Here is an 18,179-nt window from a genome sequence, read left to right as displayed (position 1 = left end):
GGGCGCGCGGCGCGCGGCGGCGGTTCCCGATTCCAGATCGGCCGTCTAGTATGTGCCCGATGCGCCTTCCCGATCTCGAGGTCGAGACCCACGCCGCGCGCGAGCTGGTGGAGATCACCGCCGAGGTGCGCCGCGCCGTCGCCGCCGCCGGCCTGCGCGAGGGGCTGCTGCTCGTCTACTGCCCGCACACCACCGCCGGGATCACCATCCAGGAGAACGCCGACCCCGACGTGCGGCGCGACCTCCTGCTCGCGCTCGAGAACGCGATCCCGGACGCGCCGGCGCGCGGGCGCTACCGGCACGCGGAGGGCAACAGCCCCGCGCACGCGATGGCCTCGCTGCTCGGGTCCTCCGCCACGGTGATCGTGCGCGACGGCGCGCCGCTGCTCGGCACCTGGCAGGGCGTGTTCCTGTGCGAGCTCGACGGCCCGCGCCGGCGCACGGTGCACCTGCAGGCGGTGGCCCCGTGATGCGCCGCCTCGCCGTCTGCGCGCTGGCGCTGTCGGCGGCCTGCGCGGGCGCGCGGCGCGCGCCGCCGTCGGCCGCGCAGGTCGCGTTCGCGCCGGGCGAGCCGGTGCCCGGCCCCGCCGAGCGCGACCTGGCCGGGAAGAACGACGAGGAGCTGGCCGCCCTGGGCGCGGCCGCGGGCCAGGCCGGCGATCTCGAGCGCGCCGCCGCGGCCTGGGCGCGCCTCGCGGACGCGTTCCCCGGCTCGCCGCGCGCGCCGGAGGCCCGGCTGCGCGCCGGCCTCGCCTACCAGCGCGCCGGGGCGTGGCGCCTCGCGCTGGAGCGCTTCCGCGCGCGCGCCGCCGGGCCGGGCGACGCGGCCGGAGCGCTCGAGGCCGAGTTCGGCGCGGCCGAGTGCCGGTACCACCTGGGCGAGCTGGACGAGGCCGCCGCCGCGCTGGCGGCGCTGGCCGGCCGGCCCGGGCTGGAGCCGGCGGCGCGGATCCGCGCGCTGGCGCTCCACGGCGTGGTGGAGCGGGACGCCGGCCGCGCGGCCGACGCGGAGCGGTCGCTCCGGCTCGCGGTGGCCCGCTTCGAGGAGGCCTCGGCGGCGGAGCGGCTCGAGCCGTACTTCGCGGCGCAGGCGCAGTACTACCTCGGCGAGCTGTACCGCGACCGCGTGGCCGCCGTCCGGCTCGACCCGTCCACCGGCGACGCGGACGCGCTGCACGGCGCGCTGGAGCGGAAGTCGGAGGCGCTCCTGTCGGCGCAGGGCGAGTACCTCCGCGCCATCCGCCTGGGCGACGCCCGCTGGGCCGTGGCGGCCGGCGCGCGCGTCGGCGAGCTGTACGACGGGCTGCGGCGCGAGCTGCTCGAGGCGCCGCTCCCGCCCGGCCTGGACGCGGCGCGCGCCGACGCCTACCGGGCCGAGCTGCGCGGGCAGGTCGCCGTGCTGGCGTCGAAGGCGGCGAGCGCCTACGAGCAGACGCTGGACTGGGCGCGCCGCGCCGGCGTGGACGACCCGGCGCTGCTCGACGGCGCGCGCGAGGCGCTCTCGCGGCTCGAGCAGGCGGCCGCCGGCGAGGCGCCCGCGCGCTGACCTAGGCCCGCGGCGGCTCCCCGCCGTACATCGCGTCGATCTCGGCGCGGAAGTGCTGCTCGATCACCTTCCGCTTCAGCTTCTGCGACGGGGTGACCTCGCCCTCCGCCTCGGAGAGCTCGCGCGGCAGGATGGCGAACTTCTTCACGGTGGCGAAGCGCGGCAGCCCGGCGTTGAGGCGGTCCACGTGACGCTGCAGCAGCTCCTGCACCTCCGGGAGTCGCGCGAGCGCCGACACCGGCTGGCCCGCGTGGCCGTGCTCCGCCGCCCACTTCGCGATGGCGTCGGCGTCGAGCGTCACGAGCGCGGTGACGAAGTTGCGCCGGTCGCCGTGGACCAGCACCTGCGAGACGAACGGCGAGATGGCCTTCAGCTTGGACTCGAGCTCGGCCGGCGCGACGTACTTGCCGCCGGAGGTCTTGATGAGGTCCTTCTTCCGGTCGGTGATGGACAGGAACCCGTCCGCGTCCACGAACCCGACGTCGCCGGTGTGCAGCCAGCCCTCCGGGTCGAGCGCCTCGGCGGTCTGCTCGGGCATGCCGCGGTAGCCGCGCATGATCCACGGGCCGCGCATCAGGATCTCGCCGTCCTCGGCGATGCGCACCTCGATGCCCCGGAACGCGGGGCCGACCGTGCCGATCTTCCGCTTCGAGGGCAGGTTCGCGTGCGTCGCCGCGGACGACTCGGTGAGCCCGTAGCCCTCCAGGATGACGATGCCCATCGCGTCGAAGAACTCGGCGATGTCGCGGGAGAGCGGCGCCGAGCCGGACACGAAGAAGCGCAGGCGGCCGCCGAACAGCTCGCGCACCTTGTGGAACACCAGCCGGTCGGCCACCGCGAGCTGCGCCTGGAGCAGCGTCCCGGGCGGGCGGCCGGCCCGGCGCGCGCGCGACGCCACCAGCCCCACGTCGATGGCCCACCGGAAGATGGCGGCCTTGACCGGGCCGCCGTCGCGCGCGTTCGAGAGGATCTTGTTGTGCACCTTCTCGAAGATCCGCGGCACCGCGCACACGAACGTCGGGCGCACCACGCCGAGGTTCTCGACGATCCGGTCGACCCGGCCGTCCACCGCGGTGGGGAAGCCGATCCGGAGCTGGGCGGTGCCGATCATCTTCCCGAACGAGTGCGCGAGCGGCAGCCAGAAGAACTGCACCGGGTCCTCGTGGTCGAGGATGCCCGAGGCCTGCACCGAGGCCGACTGCGAGACCCAGCACGAATGCGTGAGCTCGACGCCCTTGGGCACCCCGGTCGTGCCGGAGGTGTAGAGCAGGGTGGCGAGCGCGTCGGGGCGCACCGACGCGGCCGTCTCCTCGAACGCGCCGGGGTGCTCCGCGTCCCAGGCGCGGCCGCGCGCCTCCAGGTCGGCGAGCGGCGTCACCCAGCCGTCCGCGCTGCCCTCGCCGTCGAACACCACCACGTGCCGGAGCGCCGGCATCTCGGCGCGGCGCGAGGCCAGCTTCGCGACCTGCAGCCCGTCCTCCGCGAACGCCACCACCGCGCCCGAGTCGGCCAGGATGTACGCGCACTCCTCCGCGGTGGAGGACGGGTAGATGGTGCTGGTGGCGGCGCCGGCGCACAGGATGCCGAAGTCGGAGAGCACCCACTCGATCCGGGTGGACGCCAGGATGGCGCAGACCTGCTCCGACTGGACGCCGAGCGCCCGGAGGCCCGCGGAGATCGCGCGCACCCGCGCCTCGGTGTCCGCCCAGGTCAGGCTGCGCCAGCCCGCACCGGCCGGATGGCGGAACGCCTCGGCGTCCGGCGTGAGGCCGACGCGCTCGAGGAAGAGCTCGGGGACGTTGCGGGGCTGGGTGTCGGGCAAGGGCTGGGTCCTCCGGTCGCTGCGGTTGCGGCGGGAATGTAGACCGATCCGGGCCGGCCGGCGAAATGGTCGTCGCGGCCGGCGCGGCGGGCGTCCGATCTCCATCCGTTAAAACGGACGAACGGTTTGGCGCACCCCTCGATGGCCGCATTACGCCCGACCGGCTTGACATCCCGCGCGTCCGCTTCTTAGGATGACCATCCAACTCAACGGACCGCCCCCGCCCAGAGGAACGCATGGCCATCCCCCCGAACAGGAAGCTCCGCTTCGAGACGCTGCAGGTCCACGCCGGCCAGGAGCCCGCGCCGGGGACGAACGCCCGCGCGGTCCCCATCTACCAGACGTCGTCCTACACCTTCGACTCGGCGGAGCACGGCGCGAACCTGTTCGCGCTGAAGGAGTTCGGGAACATCTACACGCGGATCATGAACCCGACCACGGACGTGTTCGAGAAGCGCATCGCCGCGCTCGAGGGCGGCGTCGCCGCGCTCGCCACGTCCTCGGGCCAGGCCGCGCAGTTCCTCGCCATCGCGAACCTGGCGCAGGCCGGCGACAACGTGGTCTCGACCAGCAACCTGTACGGCGGCACGTACAACCAGTTCAAGGTCACGCTCCCCCGGCTCGGCATCGACGTGAAGCTGGTGGAGGGCGCCGAGGTGGACACGATCCGCAAGGCGATCGACGGGAAGACGAAGGCGGTCTACGTCGAGTCCATCGGCAACCCCGCCGGCAACGTCCCCGACTTCGAGGCGCTGGCCGCGCTCGCGCACGACAACGGCATCCCGCTGCTGGTGGACAACACCTTCGGCGCCGGCGGCTACTTCTGCCGGCCCATCGAGTGGGGCGCCGACGTGGTGGTGGAGTCCGCCACGAAGTGGATCGGCGGCCACGGCACCTCGATCGGCGGCGTGATCGTGGACTCGGGCAAGTTCGACTGGGCGAAGAGCGGCAAGTTCCCGTTCTTCACCGAGCCGTCCCCGGGCTACCACGGCCTGGTGTTCAACGACGTGTTCGGCCCGAAGGGCCCGTTCGGCAACATCCAGTTCGTCCTGCGCGCCCGCGTCGAGGGGCTGCGCGACCTCGGCCCGACGCTCTCGCCGTTCAACGCGTTCCTGCTGCTGCAAGGCGTCGAGACGCTCTCCCTGCGCGTGCAGCGCATCGGCGAGAACACGCTCGCGCTGGCACGCTGGCTGAAGTCGCACCCGGACGTCGCCTGGGTGAACTACACCGGCCTCGAGGAGCACCCGTTCCACCAGCGGGCCCGCAAGTACCTGCGGAACGGGTTCGGCGGCGTCTTCACCTTCGGCGTGAAGGGCGGCTACGAGGCGGGCAAGGCGTTCATCGACTCGGTGAAGCTCGCCTCGCACCTCGCGAACGTCGGCGACGCGAAGACGCTCGTGATCCACCCGGCCTCGACCACCCACCAGCAGCTCTCCGACGCCGAGCAGCAGGGCTCCGGCGTCACGCCGGACCAGATCCGCGTCTCGCTGGGCATCGAGCACATCGAGGACATCAAGGAGGACTTCGACGAGGCCCTCCGCGCCACGCGGCGGTAGCCCCTCCCTCCCGCCGCGCCGCGCCCCGGCCCCTCCTGCCCTGCGGCGGGAGGGGCCGTTCCGTCCGCGGCGGCGCTCAGAGCGCGTGGAATCCATCCCCGGACCGAGCCAGGCGGTCGAGCCGCGAGCAGCGCGAGGCGCGACGACCGAGCATGCCCCGAGGCATGTGAGGGAGGAGCAACGACGCGATGCGACGCGGATCGGCCGCCGCGGCGACGGGAGGGGATGGGTTCACGTGCGCTCAGATCCGCAGGCCGGCCGCGAAGCCCGCCCACAGGCGCAGCACCCGGTCGCCGTGGCCGAGCTCGCGGGACGGCGTCCCCGCCACCCCCGGATCGAACGCCGGGTCGCGCGACCACAGCACGTTCACGGTGGGGCCGGCCACCAGCGCCAGCCGCCGCGCGACCTGCCACCCGCCCAGCACCCGCAGCGTCCCGCGGACGTGGTCGATGGGCTCGTCCGGAACCGACTGGCCGATCAGGTCCACGTCGGCGAACCGCCGCGCGCCGCCCATCCGCACGCCCAGCCCGAGGCCGGTCCAGAGCCGCGCGTCGTCGCCGGTCCGCTGCACCGCGCCGGTGAGGAGGGTGTGGACCCGGCGCGAGCCGAGCAGGACGCCGGCCTCCAGCATGCCGGCGTCGTTCCCGAGCAGCAGCAGCCGCTGCTCGCCGTCGCGGACGAGCGGCACCAGCCCCACGGACGCGCCTTCCACCGTGTCGGCCACGTTGACGACCCCGACCTGCGCGCCGCGAACCGAGCGGGCCACGTTCACGACCCCTACCTGCGCGCCGTGGATCGCGCCCCCCACGTTCACCACCCCGAGCTGCGCGCCCGAGAGCGCGCCGACCACCGAGGTGACCGCGGTCTGCAGGCCGTGCACCTCGGCGGCGTAGCTCACCACCGCGTTCGCCTGCAGGCCGGTGAAGGCGCCGCCGGTCCAGCCCACCACGCCGCCGACCTGCACGCCCCGTCCGTCCCCGCGCACCACGTTCGCGAGGGCGCCGTACTGCCCGCCGCGAAGCGCGCCCGCCAGGTTCCCCATGCTGCCGAGCTGCAGGCCCACCACCTCGCCCCTGGCGGCGTTGCCCATGCCCAGCTGCACCCCGCGCACGTCCTCGTCGACCCACAGCACCGTGCCGATCCCCACGCCGGTGAGCCGCGTCGCCCGCGAGGCGATCAGGCCGAGCTGCAGGTGGTTCTCCACGGCGCGGTCGCCGTTGGTGGAGAGCGGCGGGAACAGCGCGAGGTCGACGAACGCCGTCTCCAGGGCGCCGCCGCGCGCCGCGGTCCGTTCGCGGGCCACCGAGGCGAAGCGCTCGGACGAGAGCTCGAGGCGCTGCCCGTCCGCGAGCGTCACCCGCGCCTCGCGCAGCCGGTCGCCCTCCTCGGCCGTCACGCGGTAGGTGCCCGGCTCGAGCGCCAGCGCCACCGGCCGGCCCGGATACTTGCGCAGCTCGGCCACGAGCCGCTCGCCGTCGTCGCGCACGAACCAGCGGCCCTGCGCCGAGTCCGGGACCACCAGCGCGGCGCCCCCGCCGCGCAGCTCGGTCAGCACCACCTCGCCGGCGCCGGCGAGCTGGATGTCCCACTCCGGATGCTGGGGGCCGCTCCGGGTCCGCTCGGTGCGCGCGAGCGTCTCCTGGAACGCGAACTGGTACGCCTCGGACAGCGTCACGCGCCCGTCCTGGCTGGTGTCGGCGGCGCCGCGCAGGCCGGTGACGAGCGCGTGCGTGAAGAAGGACGCGCCGATGCGATCCGACTCCTGCGAGGCCTCGTCGGCGGCGCTCGAGGTGAGGATGGCCCGCCCCGACACGCGGCTCGAGGCGTCCACCAGGAACGGCGCGGCCCGGGTGCCGCCCTTGCCGCGGGTGAACGCCCCGGAGGCGCACGAGTCGAGGATGGCGATGCGGACCTGCGCCCCCAGGCCGTCGAGCCACCCGCGCACCTCCGCGTAGGGGATGCGGGCGCCGCGCACGAGCAGCCCCTCCTCGTCGGAGTGGCCGGAGTAGTAGAGGAGCACCTCCACCCGCCCGGCGCCGCGCACCGCCGCCACGCGCGCGCCGAGCTCGGACAGCGCGGCGCGCAGGCCGGCCGCGGTGGGCTCGCGCAGCAGCACCGCGTCCCCGGCGGCCACGCCGCCCACGCGCCGGAGCACCTCGTCCATCCGCTCCGCGTCGGTGCCGGCGTACCGGAGCGACGTGCGCCCCGGGCCGCCGTCGTTGACGCCGACCAGGAGCGCGAACCGGCGCAGCGCGCCCGAGGGCGCGGGCACGGCCGCCGCGGGGCGCGCGGCGAGCGCCGCCAGGGCGGCTGCCAGCGCGAGGGAGGGGACGCGGCGGGCGTGGCGCGGGGTCATCGGACGTCCTTGCGGAGCAGGAGCGCGGACTGCTCGAGCCCGGGGGGCAACGGCAGCGGATCGCGGTCGGGGTGCGCGGCGCCGGCGAGGCGCCGGGCCGCGTCCACCACCGCGGCGGAGTCGAACGGCGCGTCGGCGGTGACGAGGAAGAAGCGCTCGAAGCGCGGCGCGTCGTCGAGCAGGTACGCGTGCGGGAGCGCCACCGCGCCGCCCGGCTCCAGCGGCGGCGCCGCGCCGCCCTGCTCCGGCCAGTGCAGCGTGACGGCGCCGCGGCCGTCGAGCGAGATCACCGCGCCGCGCCGCGCGCCGCCGGCCAGGTACGAGAGCTGGACCCGCTCGCCGCCCCGCGCCACGTCGCCGTCGCGGAGCCGCTCGGTCGCGCCCGAGGGGGCCTGCCGCCAGGCGCGGAGCTCGGGCCGCTGCCCCTTCAGCCGCACGTCCTCGCCGCCCGCGTCCGGCCCGACGCGGGGCGCGCCGGCGCGGAGCAGCGGCACGGCGACGAGCGCGGCCGCCGCCGCGAGGACCGCGGGCGCCAGCCAGCGCAGGCCCGGCGCGCGCCGCGGCGCCTGCCCCGGCCCGCCAGCCCGGCGGCGGATCTCGGCGAGCGCGGGGCCGGGCGGGTGGTCCCCGGAGAACGCGGCGTCGTCGCGGGCCAGGGCGTCGAGGCGCGCCAGGCCGCCCTCCGCCTCCAGCCGGGCGCGGACGCGGGCCGCCTCCTCGGGCGGGAGCTCGCCGGCGAGCAGCCGCTCCACCAGCCAGTCCGGCGTGCGCGGGGCGGTCATCGCGCCACCTCCGCCACGCCGGCCCCGTCCTCGGCCAGCGCCTCGACGCGCGCGCGGAGCGTCCTCAGCCGCTTTCGCACCCCCGCGCCGGAGAGCCCGACCTCGCGGCCCACCTCGTCGAGCGTGAGCCCGTCGACCCAGTGCAGCACCGCCATGACGCGGGTGGACTCCGGCTCGCGCCCGAGCAGCCGGTGGAGCGCGACGCGCGAGAGCGTGCGCGCCTCCGGCTCCTCCGCCGACGCGATGGCGAGCAGCACCCGCTCGTCGCGGTCGGCGGGGTGGCGGCGCTCGCCGCGCAGGACGTTCAGGCACACCCGGGTGGCGATGCGCATGAGCAGCGACGCCGGCGCCTCGCCGTCCACCCGATCGCCCGCGCGGAGCAGGTTCACGAACGTGTCGTGCATCGCGTCCACCGCCTTCTCGTCGTCGCGCAGGAGCCGACGGCACCGGCGAAACACCCGCGCGCCGTGCGCGCGGTACCAGGAATCGACGTCCACCGTCACCCGGGTCCTCCTCGCCGACCGCGCGGCCGGCGGGTTCTACATCGAACCCGGCCCGATCGCGATGTGGGTCGCGGACCGGGCACGAGCCCCGCGCCGCCCCCCCTCCCCGCGCCCGACGCCCTGCCAACACCGCAGGCCGCCGCCCGCGCTACCACGGCTCGTGAAGTCGGCGCGCCGGCCTTCCCCGCTCCCGCCGCCACGCGCTACGCTCGGGGCGCATGCGCCTCCTCAGCCTGGGGATCACCGGCCGGACCACCCTCCTCCTGCTCCTGGTGGCGGCCGCGGTCTCGGTCGTCGCCGGCGCCGCGCTGCGCCGCGAGGAGGAGCAGGCCGAGCGCGCGCTGCTCGAGACCCGGGCCGGGGCCATCGCCGAGGCGCTGGAGCGATCGCTGACGGAGGCCATGACCGAGCACCGGCCGGACAGCATGGCCGCCATCCTCGGGGCCATGGGCCGCGCCGGCGGGGTGGCCGGGGTGTCGCTCGCGGATGTCCAGGGCCGGGTGCGCCTGCGGGCCGGCGAGGGGCCGGAGCGGCTCGAGCTCACCCCGTCGCTGCGCTGGACCGACGCGCGGCTCGTCGTCACGCGCCCGGTGGCGAACGCGGCGTCCTGCCGCGGCTGCCACGGCGAGCGGGCGGTGAACGGGGCGCTGCAGGTGTCGCTGGACGTGAGCGGCCTCGGGCCGCGCCTGGCCGCCTCCACCGTGCGCATGGCGGCGCTGGTGGGCCTCGCGCTCGCCGCGGTGTCGCTGGCGGTGGTGCTGGTGCTCCGCACCACCCTGGTCGCGCCGCTCCGCCGGCTCTCCGGCTTCGCCGAGGCGCTCGGCCGGGGCGACCTGGCGGCGCGGCCGCCGGACGCGCCCGGCGAGGCGGGCGCGCTGGCCGGCGCGCTGCGGCGCATGGCCGAGGAGGTGCAGCGCACGCACGCCGAGCTGGAGTCGCGGGTGCAGGAGCGCACCGCGAAGCTGGCCGAGGCGCTGGAGGAGGCCACCGCCGCGCGCGAGGCCCGCGCCGCCGACCTGCAGCGCCTGCAGGCGATCCTCGACTCGATGGTGGACGGCGTCATCTTCATCGACGCGGAGGACCGGGTGGCCCTGGTGAACCAGGCCGGGCGCGCGCTCCGCAACCTCACCGGCGGCCCCGGGCGGCCGATCAAGGACTGCCACCCGAAGGCCAGCCACGGCATGCTGGATCGCGTGCTCGGCTACCTGCGCCGGGGCGACGACGCCGGCCCGGCCCACTCGATCATCAAGGAGCGCGAGGGCCGCTTCGAGACGACCTACGCGCCGGTGGCGGGCGCGGACGGGCGCTACCTCGGCACGGTCATGGTGATCCGCGACATCACCGAGCGGCGCACGCTGGAGCGGCGGCTGCTCGACGCCGAGCGGCTCTCCGGCCTGGGCCAGATGTCCGCCCAGGTCGCGCACGAGCTGCGCAACCCCCTGAACGCCATCGCCGGGGCCGCCCAGTACCTGCGCCGTCGCTTCGACGGGGACGCGGAGGTGGCCGAGTACTCGGAGCTCATCGGCGACGAGGTCCAGCGCGTGAACCGCTTCATCTCGGAGCTGCTGGAGATCTCGCGCCCTGCCGAGCCGCGCTTCGCGGCGGTGTCGGTGAACCGCCTGCTCCGCGAGGCCGCGCAGAAGGCGGCGCTGGCCCGGGGTCGGCCGGCGGACGCGGTGCGGCTGGAGCTGGCGCCCGACCTGCCGGTGCTGGACGTGGACGCCCCCATGGTCACCGACGCGCTCGTGAACCTGCTCGCGAACGCGTTCGACGCGGGCGGCGACGAGCCGCCCACGCTGGCGAGCCGCTTCGAGGCGTCCGGCGGCGAGGGGACGATCGTGGTGGAGGTGAAGGACCGCGGCGGCGGGATCCCGCCGGACCAGCTCGACGAGGTGCTGCGGCCGTTCGTGACCACCAAGGCGACCGGCACCGGCCTCGGCCTGGTGGTGGTCACGCGCGCGGTGGAGCAGCACCGGGCGCGGTTCGCGCTGCGCCCGCGGGACGGTGGCGGCGATCCGCTTCCCGGTGCGGCGGATCGTGACGGCGGAGGTGCCGGCGTGAGCGCGGGCGGCGAGGGGCTGGTGCTGGTGGTGGACGACGATCCCGGGACGCGGAAGGTCGCGCGCGCGAACCTGACGCTGGAGGGGTTCGAGGTGCTCGTCGCCTCGTCGGGCGCGGAGGCGCTGGCGCGCCTGGCCGAGTCCGACCCGCTCGCCATGGTGTCGGACCTGAAGATGCCGGACCTGGACGGCATCGCGCTCATGGAGCGGGTGCACGCGCTGCGCCCGTCGCTCCCGGTGGTGCTGGTCACCGCCCACGCCACGGTCGAGACGGCCGTGGAGGCGATGCGCAAGGGCGCGCTCCACTACCTGACGAAGCCGCTCCGCTTCGACGAGCTGGCGCTGGTGCTGCGCCACGCGGTGGCGCACGAGCGGGCCAGGCGCGACGTCCTGCGCCTGCGCGGCGAGCTGGAGCGGGCCGCCGGGTTCGAGGAGATCGTGGGCACCGCGCCGGCGATGCGCGAGGTGTTCGCGATGGTGGAGCAGGTGGCGCCGGCGGACGCGACCGTGCTGCTCCGCGGCGAGACCGGCACCGGCAAGGAGCTGGTGGCGCGCGCCATCCACCGGCGCTCCCCGCGGCGCGACCGGCCGTTCGTGGCGGTGAACTGCACCGCCATCCCGAAGGACCTGATGGAGAGCGAGTTCTTCGGCCACGAGAAGGGCGCGTTCACCGGTGCCGTGGCCCGGCGGGTGGGGCGCTTCGAGCAGGCCGACGGGTCCACGCTGTTCCTCGACGAGGTGGGCGATCTCGACCTCGCCATCCAGGCGAAGCTGCTGCGCGTGCTGCAGGAGCAGGAGATCACCCGGGTCGGCGCGCGCGATCCCCTCAAGGTGGACGTCCGCATCGTGGCCGCCACGAACCGCGACCTGGAGGCGCTGGTGCACGAGGGCCGCTTCCGCGACGACCTGTTCTACCGGCTGAACGTGATCCCGCTGCGCCTCCCGCCGCTGCGCGAGCGGCCGCAGGACCTGCCCGCGCTGCTCGAGCACTTCCTGAGGTCCTTCGCGCAGCGCTATGGCCGCACCTCGCCGGTGCCGCCGCCCGACCTGCTCGCCGCGGCCCGCGCGTACCCGTGGCCGGGCAACGTGCGCGAGCTGCGCAACCTCTGCGAGCGCGCGGTGCTGATGGGCTGGGCGGCGGTCGCGCCCATCTTCGGAGCGGGGGCGGGGGTGACGCCGCGGCCGGACGCGGGCGCCGGCGTCCCGGTGGACACCTCGCTCCCGCTGCTCGAGGCCAGGCAGCGCCTGGTGGAGCGCTTCGAGCGCGAGTACCTCACGCGCCTGCTCAAGGAGCGGCGCGGGCGCATCGGCGAGGTGGCCCGCGCGGCCGGTATCGCCGAGCGGAACCTGTACGAGAAGATGAAGGCGTACGGGCTGAGCCGGGACGACTACCGGTAGCGGGGGCGCGCGGGTGCCGAAAGCTCGCATTCACGGTCCGTGCATGCGCCGGCCCCGGCCGCAGGCATTTCCCCCGCGAGTCCGGGCGCCTCTGCCCGCCCGCGCAAAGTTCGCGGGGCGGTGGGTGAAATCACCCACCGTATTGCGCACTTCGAGAAATTGACACCCACATGGATTGCGCCCCTAGCATGCGCGCTCATTGCATCGGATTGGCGCGCGGGGACGGGGAATCCTCGCGGCCATGGAGGGGGCATGCGCCTCGGTCGCGCAGGGGGACTCGCCGCGCTCGTGCTGCTCGGAGGCTGCCTCGAGGCGCCGGAGCTCACGCACGCGCCCGCCGACGCCTGGTTCAGCGTGGGCGTGGTGAACTCGGGCGGCAGCATCCCGCAATCCTCGAGCTCGGTGAAGATCGCGTTCCTGTCGGGCAAGCCCGGCGCCAGCACGGTGGCCGCGCGCCGCGTCGCCTCGCCGCCCACCGTGGACGGCGACGCCTCGGACTGGGCCGGCCTCCCGGAGAGCGAGATCCCGCTCGTCTCGCCCGGCGCCATCATGGGCATGACCGAGGCGCAGTGGACCGAGGAGTACACCGGCTACTTCGTCTCCCGCGGCGTGTGCGTGGCGGGCGAGCCGTGCACCCGCGTGCCGCGCTACGACTACGGCATCGACCGCATCCGGGTGCGGGTCGCCTACGACGACCGCTACGTCTGGTTCCTGTTCCGCTGGAGCGATCCGACCGAGAGCCGCGCCTGGCGCCCCTGGGTGTGGTCCGCCGGCGCGTGGGCGCAGGACGCCACGCTCGACGAGGACAAGCTCTTCCTCTCGTTCGACGCCGCGAACTTCAAGCCGCACGACGCGGTGGGCTGCGCGGCCGGCTGCCACGTCAAGGAGAACCTGGGCGTCTTCACCGATCCGGTCCGGTCGCAGCGCTTCAGCATGCACACGAACGGCGCCGGCCAGCTCGTGGACGGCTGGACCTGGCGCGCGGCGCGCACCGGCCCGCTCGGCCTCGCCGACGACCAGTTCTGGAACGAGACCCGCATCTACGGCGACTGCCCCGACCCGCCGGCCTGCGCGCAGGCCTGCCTCACCGGCCGCGCGCCGCCGTGCAGCGTGGCGCTCACGCAGACCAACTCCGACGGCCTCACGCCGGCCTCGCCGAAGTGGATGGGCGAGGGGGGGCTCGCCTCCAACCCGGCGACGCTGTTCGTGAGCGGCGGCGCGCCGCTGGCCGTGCCCCTCGACCCGCTCACCGTGCCCGCCGAGGGCACCCGCATCCCGGCGGTGGCGCTGCAGCCTCCCGGGTTGCATCGCGACGACGTGATCGCGGCGGCCCGCTGGGCCGGCGGCACGTGGACGGTGGAGCTGCGCCGCACGCTCGTCACCGACGATCCCAACGACGCGCAGTTCCCGCTCCGGCCATGAGCCGCACGTCCCCGCTCGCGCTCGCGTTCGCGCTCGCCTCGGTGCTCGCCGCCTGCGCGCCCGATCCGCGCGTGGGCGAGCGGCTGCCGGGCGGCGGCGCCGTCCCCGGGACGTTCTCGTCGATCGCCGAGAACGTGCTGGTGCCGCGCTGCGCCACCACCGCCTGCCACTCCGGCAACCCGCCGCCGACCGCGCCCACCTCCCTCGACCGCGAGCTCGCCTACGGGCAGCTCGTCGGCGTGCCGTCGATGCAGTCCCCCGCGCTCCTGCTGGTGGAGCCCGGCGCGCCCGAGCGCAGCTACCTCGTCCTGAAGCTCCGCGGCACCGCCGGCGATGCCGGCGGCGTGCCCACCCCCATGCCCACCGGCGACACCCTCCTCGACGAGGCCGACCTCCAGGCCATCGAGGCGTGGATCGCCGTCGGAGCGCCCAATGACTGACCTCCTCGCCCGCCCTCGCGCCCTCCGCCTCGCCGCCCGCCTCGCGCTCGCGGCCGGCCTCCTCGCGGCCGCCGCGGCCGCCCGAGCCGGCGACGGCGTCATCGTCTCCGGCTCCGCCTACGTGGACTCCTGGGGCATCCCGGACCGCAGCGTGGGCCGGGGCGCGCCGCAGGGGCTGACGCTGGACGCCTCGCTCAAGGTCGGCGTGGACATCCACGACGACCTCTCGTTCACCGCCAAGGCCTGCGCGAGCTGCCACGGGTTCGAGATGGAGCACGTGGCGCTCGAGTACACGCCGAAGACCTGGTTCAACGTCCAGGCCGGACGGATCCTGGTGCCGTTCGGCGAGTACTCGCAGCGCGCCGATCCCTCCGGCCACAAGCCGGCCTCGGCCCCGCTCATCTACGACATGGGGCGCATGGCCTACGGCGCCCGCACCGTCATGAACCTGGGCATCGTCCCCATGCCCTACAGCGACACCGGCGCGCTCGCCTACGGCGTGGCGTGGCTGGGTGAGCGCCTGCAGGTCTGGTACGGGCTGTACGGCGTGGCGGGCCTCAAGGGCTCGAACGACGTCGACTGGATGGCGCTCCGCACCAGCTCCTACTCCGACAACAACCGCGAGCTGGCGGGCGGGGCGCGCCTCGCGCTGACCTACTCCGCCGACGCGAACGCGTTCATCGGCGACGCCACGCTGGGCGGCTCCTTCACCGGGGGGCGCTACGACAAGGACGCGAAGCTGAAGTACCTGATGTGGGGGGTGGACGCGTCGTTCCGGGTCGGCCCGTTCACCGCCCGCGGCGAGTACGCCGCGCGCCGCACCGACCTCGATCCCGACGCGACCGGCTACCGCTACGGCCTGGTGGACGACTGGTTCGAGAAGGAGGGCTGGTACGGCGAGCTGGAGCACCCGCTCGGCCGGTACCTCGCCGCCGTCTACCGCTTCGACGAGCTGCGCCGCAAGGGCGCGCCGCTGCCGGGCGCCTCCGCCGAGCTCTCGGTCGACAGCCGCATCCAGCGCTACACCGGCGGCCTGGTCGTCACGCCTGCGCAGGGCGTGTTCGTGAAGCTCTCCTACGAGTACTGGGACACCACCGACTTCGAGGACTTCCACTCGTACCACGTCGGGATGGGAGGTGCGTTCTGATGCCCGCGCTCCCGATCGCCGCCGCGCTCGCCGCGCTGATCGCCGCGGCGGAGCCCCCGCAGGCCCCGCCGGATCCGCGCGACGGCGGCCCCGATCGCATCGACGTCACGCAGTACCCGCAGGACCAGCAGCGCAAGTACCAGGTGTTCTCGGTGAAGTGCGCCAAGTGCCACCCGCTGGCGCGCTCGGTGAACGCGCGCTTCAGCCCCACCGAGTGGAAGCGCTACATGAAGCGGATGCTGCGCCGGCCCAACTCCGCCATCAACGAGGAGCAGGCCCAGCTCATCTACGACTTCCTGAAGTTCCACGCCGTGCAGCAGGGCTACGGGAGCTAGCGGGTGTTCGCGTTCGTGGCCCAGCGCACGCGCACCTCCCTGCGCCTCCGCCTCCTGGTGGCGACGGTGGCGCTGCTCGCGCTGGCGCTCGCCGCCGCGGCGATGGCCTTCGAGCGCGTGGCGCGCTCGGTGGTGGTGGACGCGGTGCACTCGCACCTCGCCGCGCGCGCCAAGGAGGTGCACGAGGCGGTGGTGCGGTTCCAGGGCGAGCGCGCGCTGACCGTGCGCAACTGGGCCGAGGCCGAGGCCATGCAGATGAGCCTCGACTCCGGCGACCCGAAGTTCGCCGAGGACTACCTGCGCCGCACCATCCAGGACCAGGGTGGCGCCATCGGCGCGGCCGCGCTGCTCGCGCCGGACGGCGAGATCCGGGCGGCCGTGCGCGCGGCGCCCGGCGCGGCGCCTCGCGGGATCGCGCTCGGCGAGATGCGCGGCATCGTGGTGGAGCTGCCCGGGCTGGCGCGCACCGGCCAGGACGCCGCGGTGGCGACCGACGTGGTGCCGCTCTCGAGCCTCCTGCGCGGCGCGCCGGAGGGGAACGCGCTCGTCCTCACCGCCCCGGTGAAGGACTTCGCCGGCGACCTCTGCGGCTACGTCGTCGGGGCGGTGACGCGCGACGCGCTGGCGCGCCTGCTCGGCGAGGTGAGCGGGCGCGACGGCGACTACCGGCCGGTCGTGGCGGACGCGACCGCCGCGCTCACGTTCTCGACGCCGGGGATCGACGCGGCCGCGCTCGCGCCGGTGCTGGCCGCGCCCGCGGGCGCGCCGGGCACGCTGGAGCGGCTCGAGCCGGCCGGCGGCGAGCCCGCGCTGGCCGTGCGCACGCAGGCCGCCGCCGCGGCGCCGCGCTGGGCGACGCTGATGCTGGTGCCGGAGCGGGTGGCGTACGGGAAGCTCACCTGGCTGCGCGTCGTGCTCGGCCTCCTCTACGCGGGCGTGCTGCTCGCCGCCGCGGGCGCCGGCGTCGCGGCGGTGCGGCAGGCCTCGCGCCCGCTGGTGGACGTCTCCGCGTCGATGGCGCGGGTGTCGCGCGGCGACCTCACCGCGCGCGTGCACGCGGAGTACCGCGACGAGCTCGGCGACCTGGTCCACTCGTTCAACGTAATGGTGGAGGAGGTGGCGCGCTCCCGGGACGAGCTGCAGCGGACCGAGGCGCTGCGCCGCGAGGTGCAGATCGCGCACCAGATCCAGACGGCCATCCTCCCGGTCAGCCCGGCCGTCCCCGGCTACGAGGTGGCCGCGCGGATGAAGCCCGCCGACGACGTCGGCGGCGACCTGTACGACATCCTGGCGTTCGAGGACGGCTTCTGGGTGCTGGTCGGCGACGTCTCCGGGCACGGCATCAACTCCGGCCTGGTCATGATGATGGCGCAGGCGGCCGCGTACGGCGCCATCGCCGAGGACCCGCGCTGCTCGCCGCGCCACGTGATCGCCGCGGTGAACCGCGTGGTCCACGAGAACGTCCGCCGCCGGATGGGCCGGGACGACTACCTCACGCTCATGGCGGCCCGCCACGTCGGCGACGGCCGCTTCGTCGCCGCCGGGGCGCACCAGCCCATCTTCGTGGTCCGCGGGCCCGGGGCCGTCGAGGTGGTGGACTCGCCCGGGCCGTGGGTGGGCCTCACCGCCGGCGTGCCGCCCGGCGTGACCGAGTACGAGTTCCAGGTCGGGCCCGGCGAGCTGCTCTGCCTGGTGACCGACGGCATGCTGGAGGCGCCCGCCGCCGGCGGGGAGCTGTTCGGCGAGGACCGGCTGGCCCAGGTGCTCGGGGACCTGCACGGTGCATCCGCGCCGCAGGCGCTCGGGACCGTGTTCTCGGCGGTCGAGGCGTTCGCCGCCTCGCAGGAAGACGACATGACAACCGTGGTGCTGAGGCGCAAGAATGACGACCGCTGATGTCCGACGCGGAGGGACGCCCGTCTATCTCACGCTGCGAATGAAGCCGCCCTGGGTCTTCATCGACGAGATCCGCCGGTTCGTCGAGTCGTTCTGCGCGTGCGCCGGGACCACCGACAACCGCGAGGCGCAGCTCGCCCTGGCGGTGCACGAGCTGATGCAGAACGCCGTGCCCAACTCGCACGACGACGACGTCGAGCTCACGCTCGAGGTCGAGCCCGAGGCCGACCGCGTGGCCGTGGCGGTGACCAACCGCTGCACCGAGGCCGAGTACCACGCGCTCGAGGAGCGGGTCGCGCGCATGAACGGCGAGCCCGACGCCCTCCGCCACTACCTGCAGGCGATGCACGACACGCCCACGGCGCAGCGCGGAGGGCTCGGCCTCGCCCGCGTCCGCTTCGAGGCGCAGCTCGAGCTGTCCGTGAGCCGCGCCGGCGGGCGCATGACCGTCCACGCGTCGGGGCGGCTCCGCCCCGCCCCGCTCCAGACCTCCGGAGGTTCCCGATGACCGTACCGTTCCAGCCCGGCGGCCGCGCCACGCCGTTCCAGGTGTCCGAGGAGAAGTACTCCGCCAGCGTGGCCAGCGAGCCGCTCGGGACCCGGGTGCTGTTCCGCGGAACCATCAGCACCGTCAACCCCGCGACCGTCCTGAACCCCTTCCTCGACGCCGTGCACGAGGAGGTGGTGAAGAAGGGCGAGCGCGCCGTGCGGGTGGACCTGCGCGAGCTCGAGTTCTGCAACTCCTCCGGCTTCAAGGCGTTCATCCACTGGATCCAGCGGATCCAGGCGCTGCCCGAGGCGCAGCGCTACGGGCTGCGGTTCCTGTCGAACCCCGCCCGCAAGTGGCAGAAGACCAGCCTGCTCGCCCTGTCCTGCTATGCGGTGAACACGGTGGCGATCGACTGAGACTCCCGGC

At 75.2% G+C, this 18,179-nt stretch carries 15 protein-coding genes; 11 read left to right on the top strand and 4 right to left on the bottom strand.

Annotated features, from left to right (window positions below; all coding sequences use genetic code 11):
* The first annotated feature begins 59 nt into the window (after nt 1–59).
* On the top strand, nt 60–470 hold the full coding sequence (locus A2CP1_RS04895) for a secondary thiamine-phosphate synthase enzyme YjbQ (protein ID WP_041450432.1): 411 nt from the start codon (nt 60–62) through the stop codon (nt 468–470).
* Entirely contained in the window at nt 470–1,546 is a 1,077-nt protein-coding gene (locus A2CP1_RS04890) for a hypothetical protein (RefSeq protein WP_012632332.1), read from the top strand. Before A2CP1_RS04895 ends, A2CP1_RS04890 begins: the two co-directional genes overlap by 1 nt.
* 1 nt (nt 1,547) lies before the next feature.
* Here the strand turns inward: A2CP1_RS04890 and A2CP1_RS04885 are convergent, their stop codons facing one another.
* A complete protein-coding gene (locus tag A2CP1_RS04885; RefSeq protein ID WP_012632331.1) occupies nt 1,548–3,368 on the bottom strand; it encodes an AMP-dependent synthetase/ligase in 1,821 nt (606 codons plus the stop codon).
* Nucleotides 3,369–3,604: 236 nt separating this feature from the next.
* Between A2CP1_RS04885 and A2CP1_RS04880 the strand changes: the two genes are divergently transcribed.
* The gene (locus A2CP1_RS04880) at nt 3,605–4,924 is read left to right on the top strand and encodes an O-acetylhomoserine aminocarboxypropyltransferase/cysteine synthase family protein (RefSeq protein ID WP_012525045.1); all 1,320 of its coding nucleotides are present in this window, start codon (nt 3,605–3,607) and stop codon (nt 4,922–4,924) included.
* Between the two features lie 241 nt (nt 4,925–5,165).
* On the opposite strand, the gene A2CP1_RS04875 is transcribed toward A2CP1_RS04880, so the two are convergent.
* The 3 genes from A2CP1_RS04875 to A2CP1_RS04865 are packed head-to-tail and all read right to left on the bottom strand — an operon-like array spanning nt 5,166 to nt 8,565.
* Nucleotides 5,166–7,280: a caspase family protein gene (locus tag A2CP1_RS04875; protein WP_012632330.1), complete on the bottom strand. Its 2,115-nt coding sequence runs from the start codon at nt 7,278–7,280 to the stop codon at nt 5,166–5,168.
* The gene (locus A2CP1_RS04870; protein ID WP_012632329.1) at nt 7,277–8,062 is read right to left on the bottom strand and encodes a hypothetical protein; all 786 of its coding nucleotides are present in this window, start codon (nt 8,060–8,062) and stop codon (nt 7,277–7,279) included. The genes A2CP1_RS04875 and A2CP1_RS04870 overlap by 4 nt, the downstream gene beginning before the upstream one ends.
* The gene (locus A2CP1_RS04865; RefSeq protein ID WP_012632328.1) at nt 8,059–8,565 is read right to left on the bottom strand and encodes an RNA polymerase sigma factor; all 507 of its coding nucleotides are present in this window, start codon (nt 8,563–8,565) and stop codon (nt 8,059–8,061) included. The genes A2CP1_RS04870 and A2CP1_RS04865 overlap by 4 nt, the downstream gene beginning before the upstream one ends.
* Nucleotides 8,566–8,783: 218 nt before the next feature.
* On the opposite strand from A2CP1_RS04865, the gene A2CP1_RS23680 reads away from it, so the two are divergent.
* The 8 genes from A2CP1_RS23680 to A2CP1_RS04820 all read left to right on the top strand — a co-directional run bounded on the left by A2CP1_RS23680 (nt 8,784) and on the right by A2CP1_RS04820 (nt 18,169).
* On the top strand, nt 8,784–12,023 hold the full coding sequence (locus A2CP1_RS23680; RefSeq protein WP_012632327.1) for a sigma 54-interacting transcriptional regulator: 3,240 nt from the start codon (nt 8,784–8,786) through the stop codon (nt 12,021–12,023).
* 252 nt (nt 12,024–12,275) lie between these two features.
* Nucleotides 12,276–13,445 carry an ethylbenzene dehydrogenase-related protein gene (locus tag A2CP1_RS04850; protein ID WP_012632326.1) on the top strand — a complete coding sequence of 390 codons (1,170 nt, stop codon included), beginning with the start codon at nt 12,276–12,278 and terminating at the stop codon, nt 13,443–13,445.
* On the top strand, nt 13,442–13,885 hold the full coding sequence (locus tag A2CP1_RS04845; RefSeq protein WP_012632325.1) for a hypothetical protein: 444 nt from the start codon (nt 13,442–13,444) through the stop codon (nt 13,883–13,885). Before A2CP1_RS04850 ends, A2CP1_RS04845 begins: the two co-directional genes overlap by 4 nt.
* The gene (locus tag A2CP1_RS04840; RefSeq protein WP_012632324.1) at nt 13,878–15,032 is read left to right on the top strand and encodes a hypothetical protein; all 1,155 of its coding nucleotides are present in this window, start codon (nt 13,878–13,880) and stop codon (nt 15,030–15,032) included. The genes A2CP1_RS04845 and A2CP1_RS04840 overlap by 8 nt, the downstream gene beginning before the upstream one ends.
* Nucleotides 15,032–15,367, top strand: coding sequence for a hypothetical protein (locus A2CP1_RS04835; RefSeq protein WP_012632323.1), 336 nt, complete (start codon nt 15,032–15,034; stop codon nt 15,365–15,367). The genes A2CP1_RS04840 and A2CP1_RS04835 overlap by 1 nt, the downstream gene beginning before the upstream one ends.
* A 3-nt stretch (nt 15,368–15,370) precedes the next feature.
* Nucleotides 15,371–17,263, top strand: a complete 1,893-nt coding sequence (locus A2CP1_RS04830; RefSeq protein ID WP_012632322.1) for a PP2C family protein-serine/threonine phosphatase — start codon at nt 15,371–15,373, stop codon at nt 17,261–17,263.
* 40 nt (nt 17,264–17,303) lie between these two features.
* The gene (locus tag A2CP1_RS04825) at nt 17,304–17,771 is read left to right on the top strand and encodes an ATP-binding protein (protein WP_232288372.1); all 468 of its coding nucleotides are present in this window, start codon (nt 17,304–17,306) and stop codon (nt 17,769–17,771) included.
* Nucleotides 17,768–18,169: an STAS domain-containing protein gene (locus A2CP1_RS04820; protein ID WP_012632321.1), complete on the top strand. Its 402-nt coding sequence runs from the start codon at nt 17,768–17,770 to the stop codon at nt 18,167–18,169. The genes A2CP1_RS04825 and A2CP1_RS04820 overlap by 4 nt, the downstream gene beginning before the upstream one ends.
* The last annotated feature ends 10 nt before the right edge of the window (nt 18,170–18,179 follow it).

This window comes from Anaeromyxobacter dehalogenans 2CP-1 (assembly GCF_000022145.1).
Taxonomy (GTDB): domain Bacteria; phylum Myxococcota; class Myxococcia; order Myxococcales; family Anaeromyxobacteraceae; genus Anaeromyxobacter; species Anaeromyxobacter dehalogenans.
The sequence above is the reverse complement of the archived record's forward strand: the minus strand, read 5'-3'. Positions and strand labels throughout refer to the sequence as shown.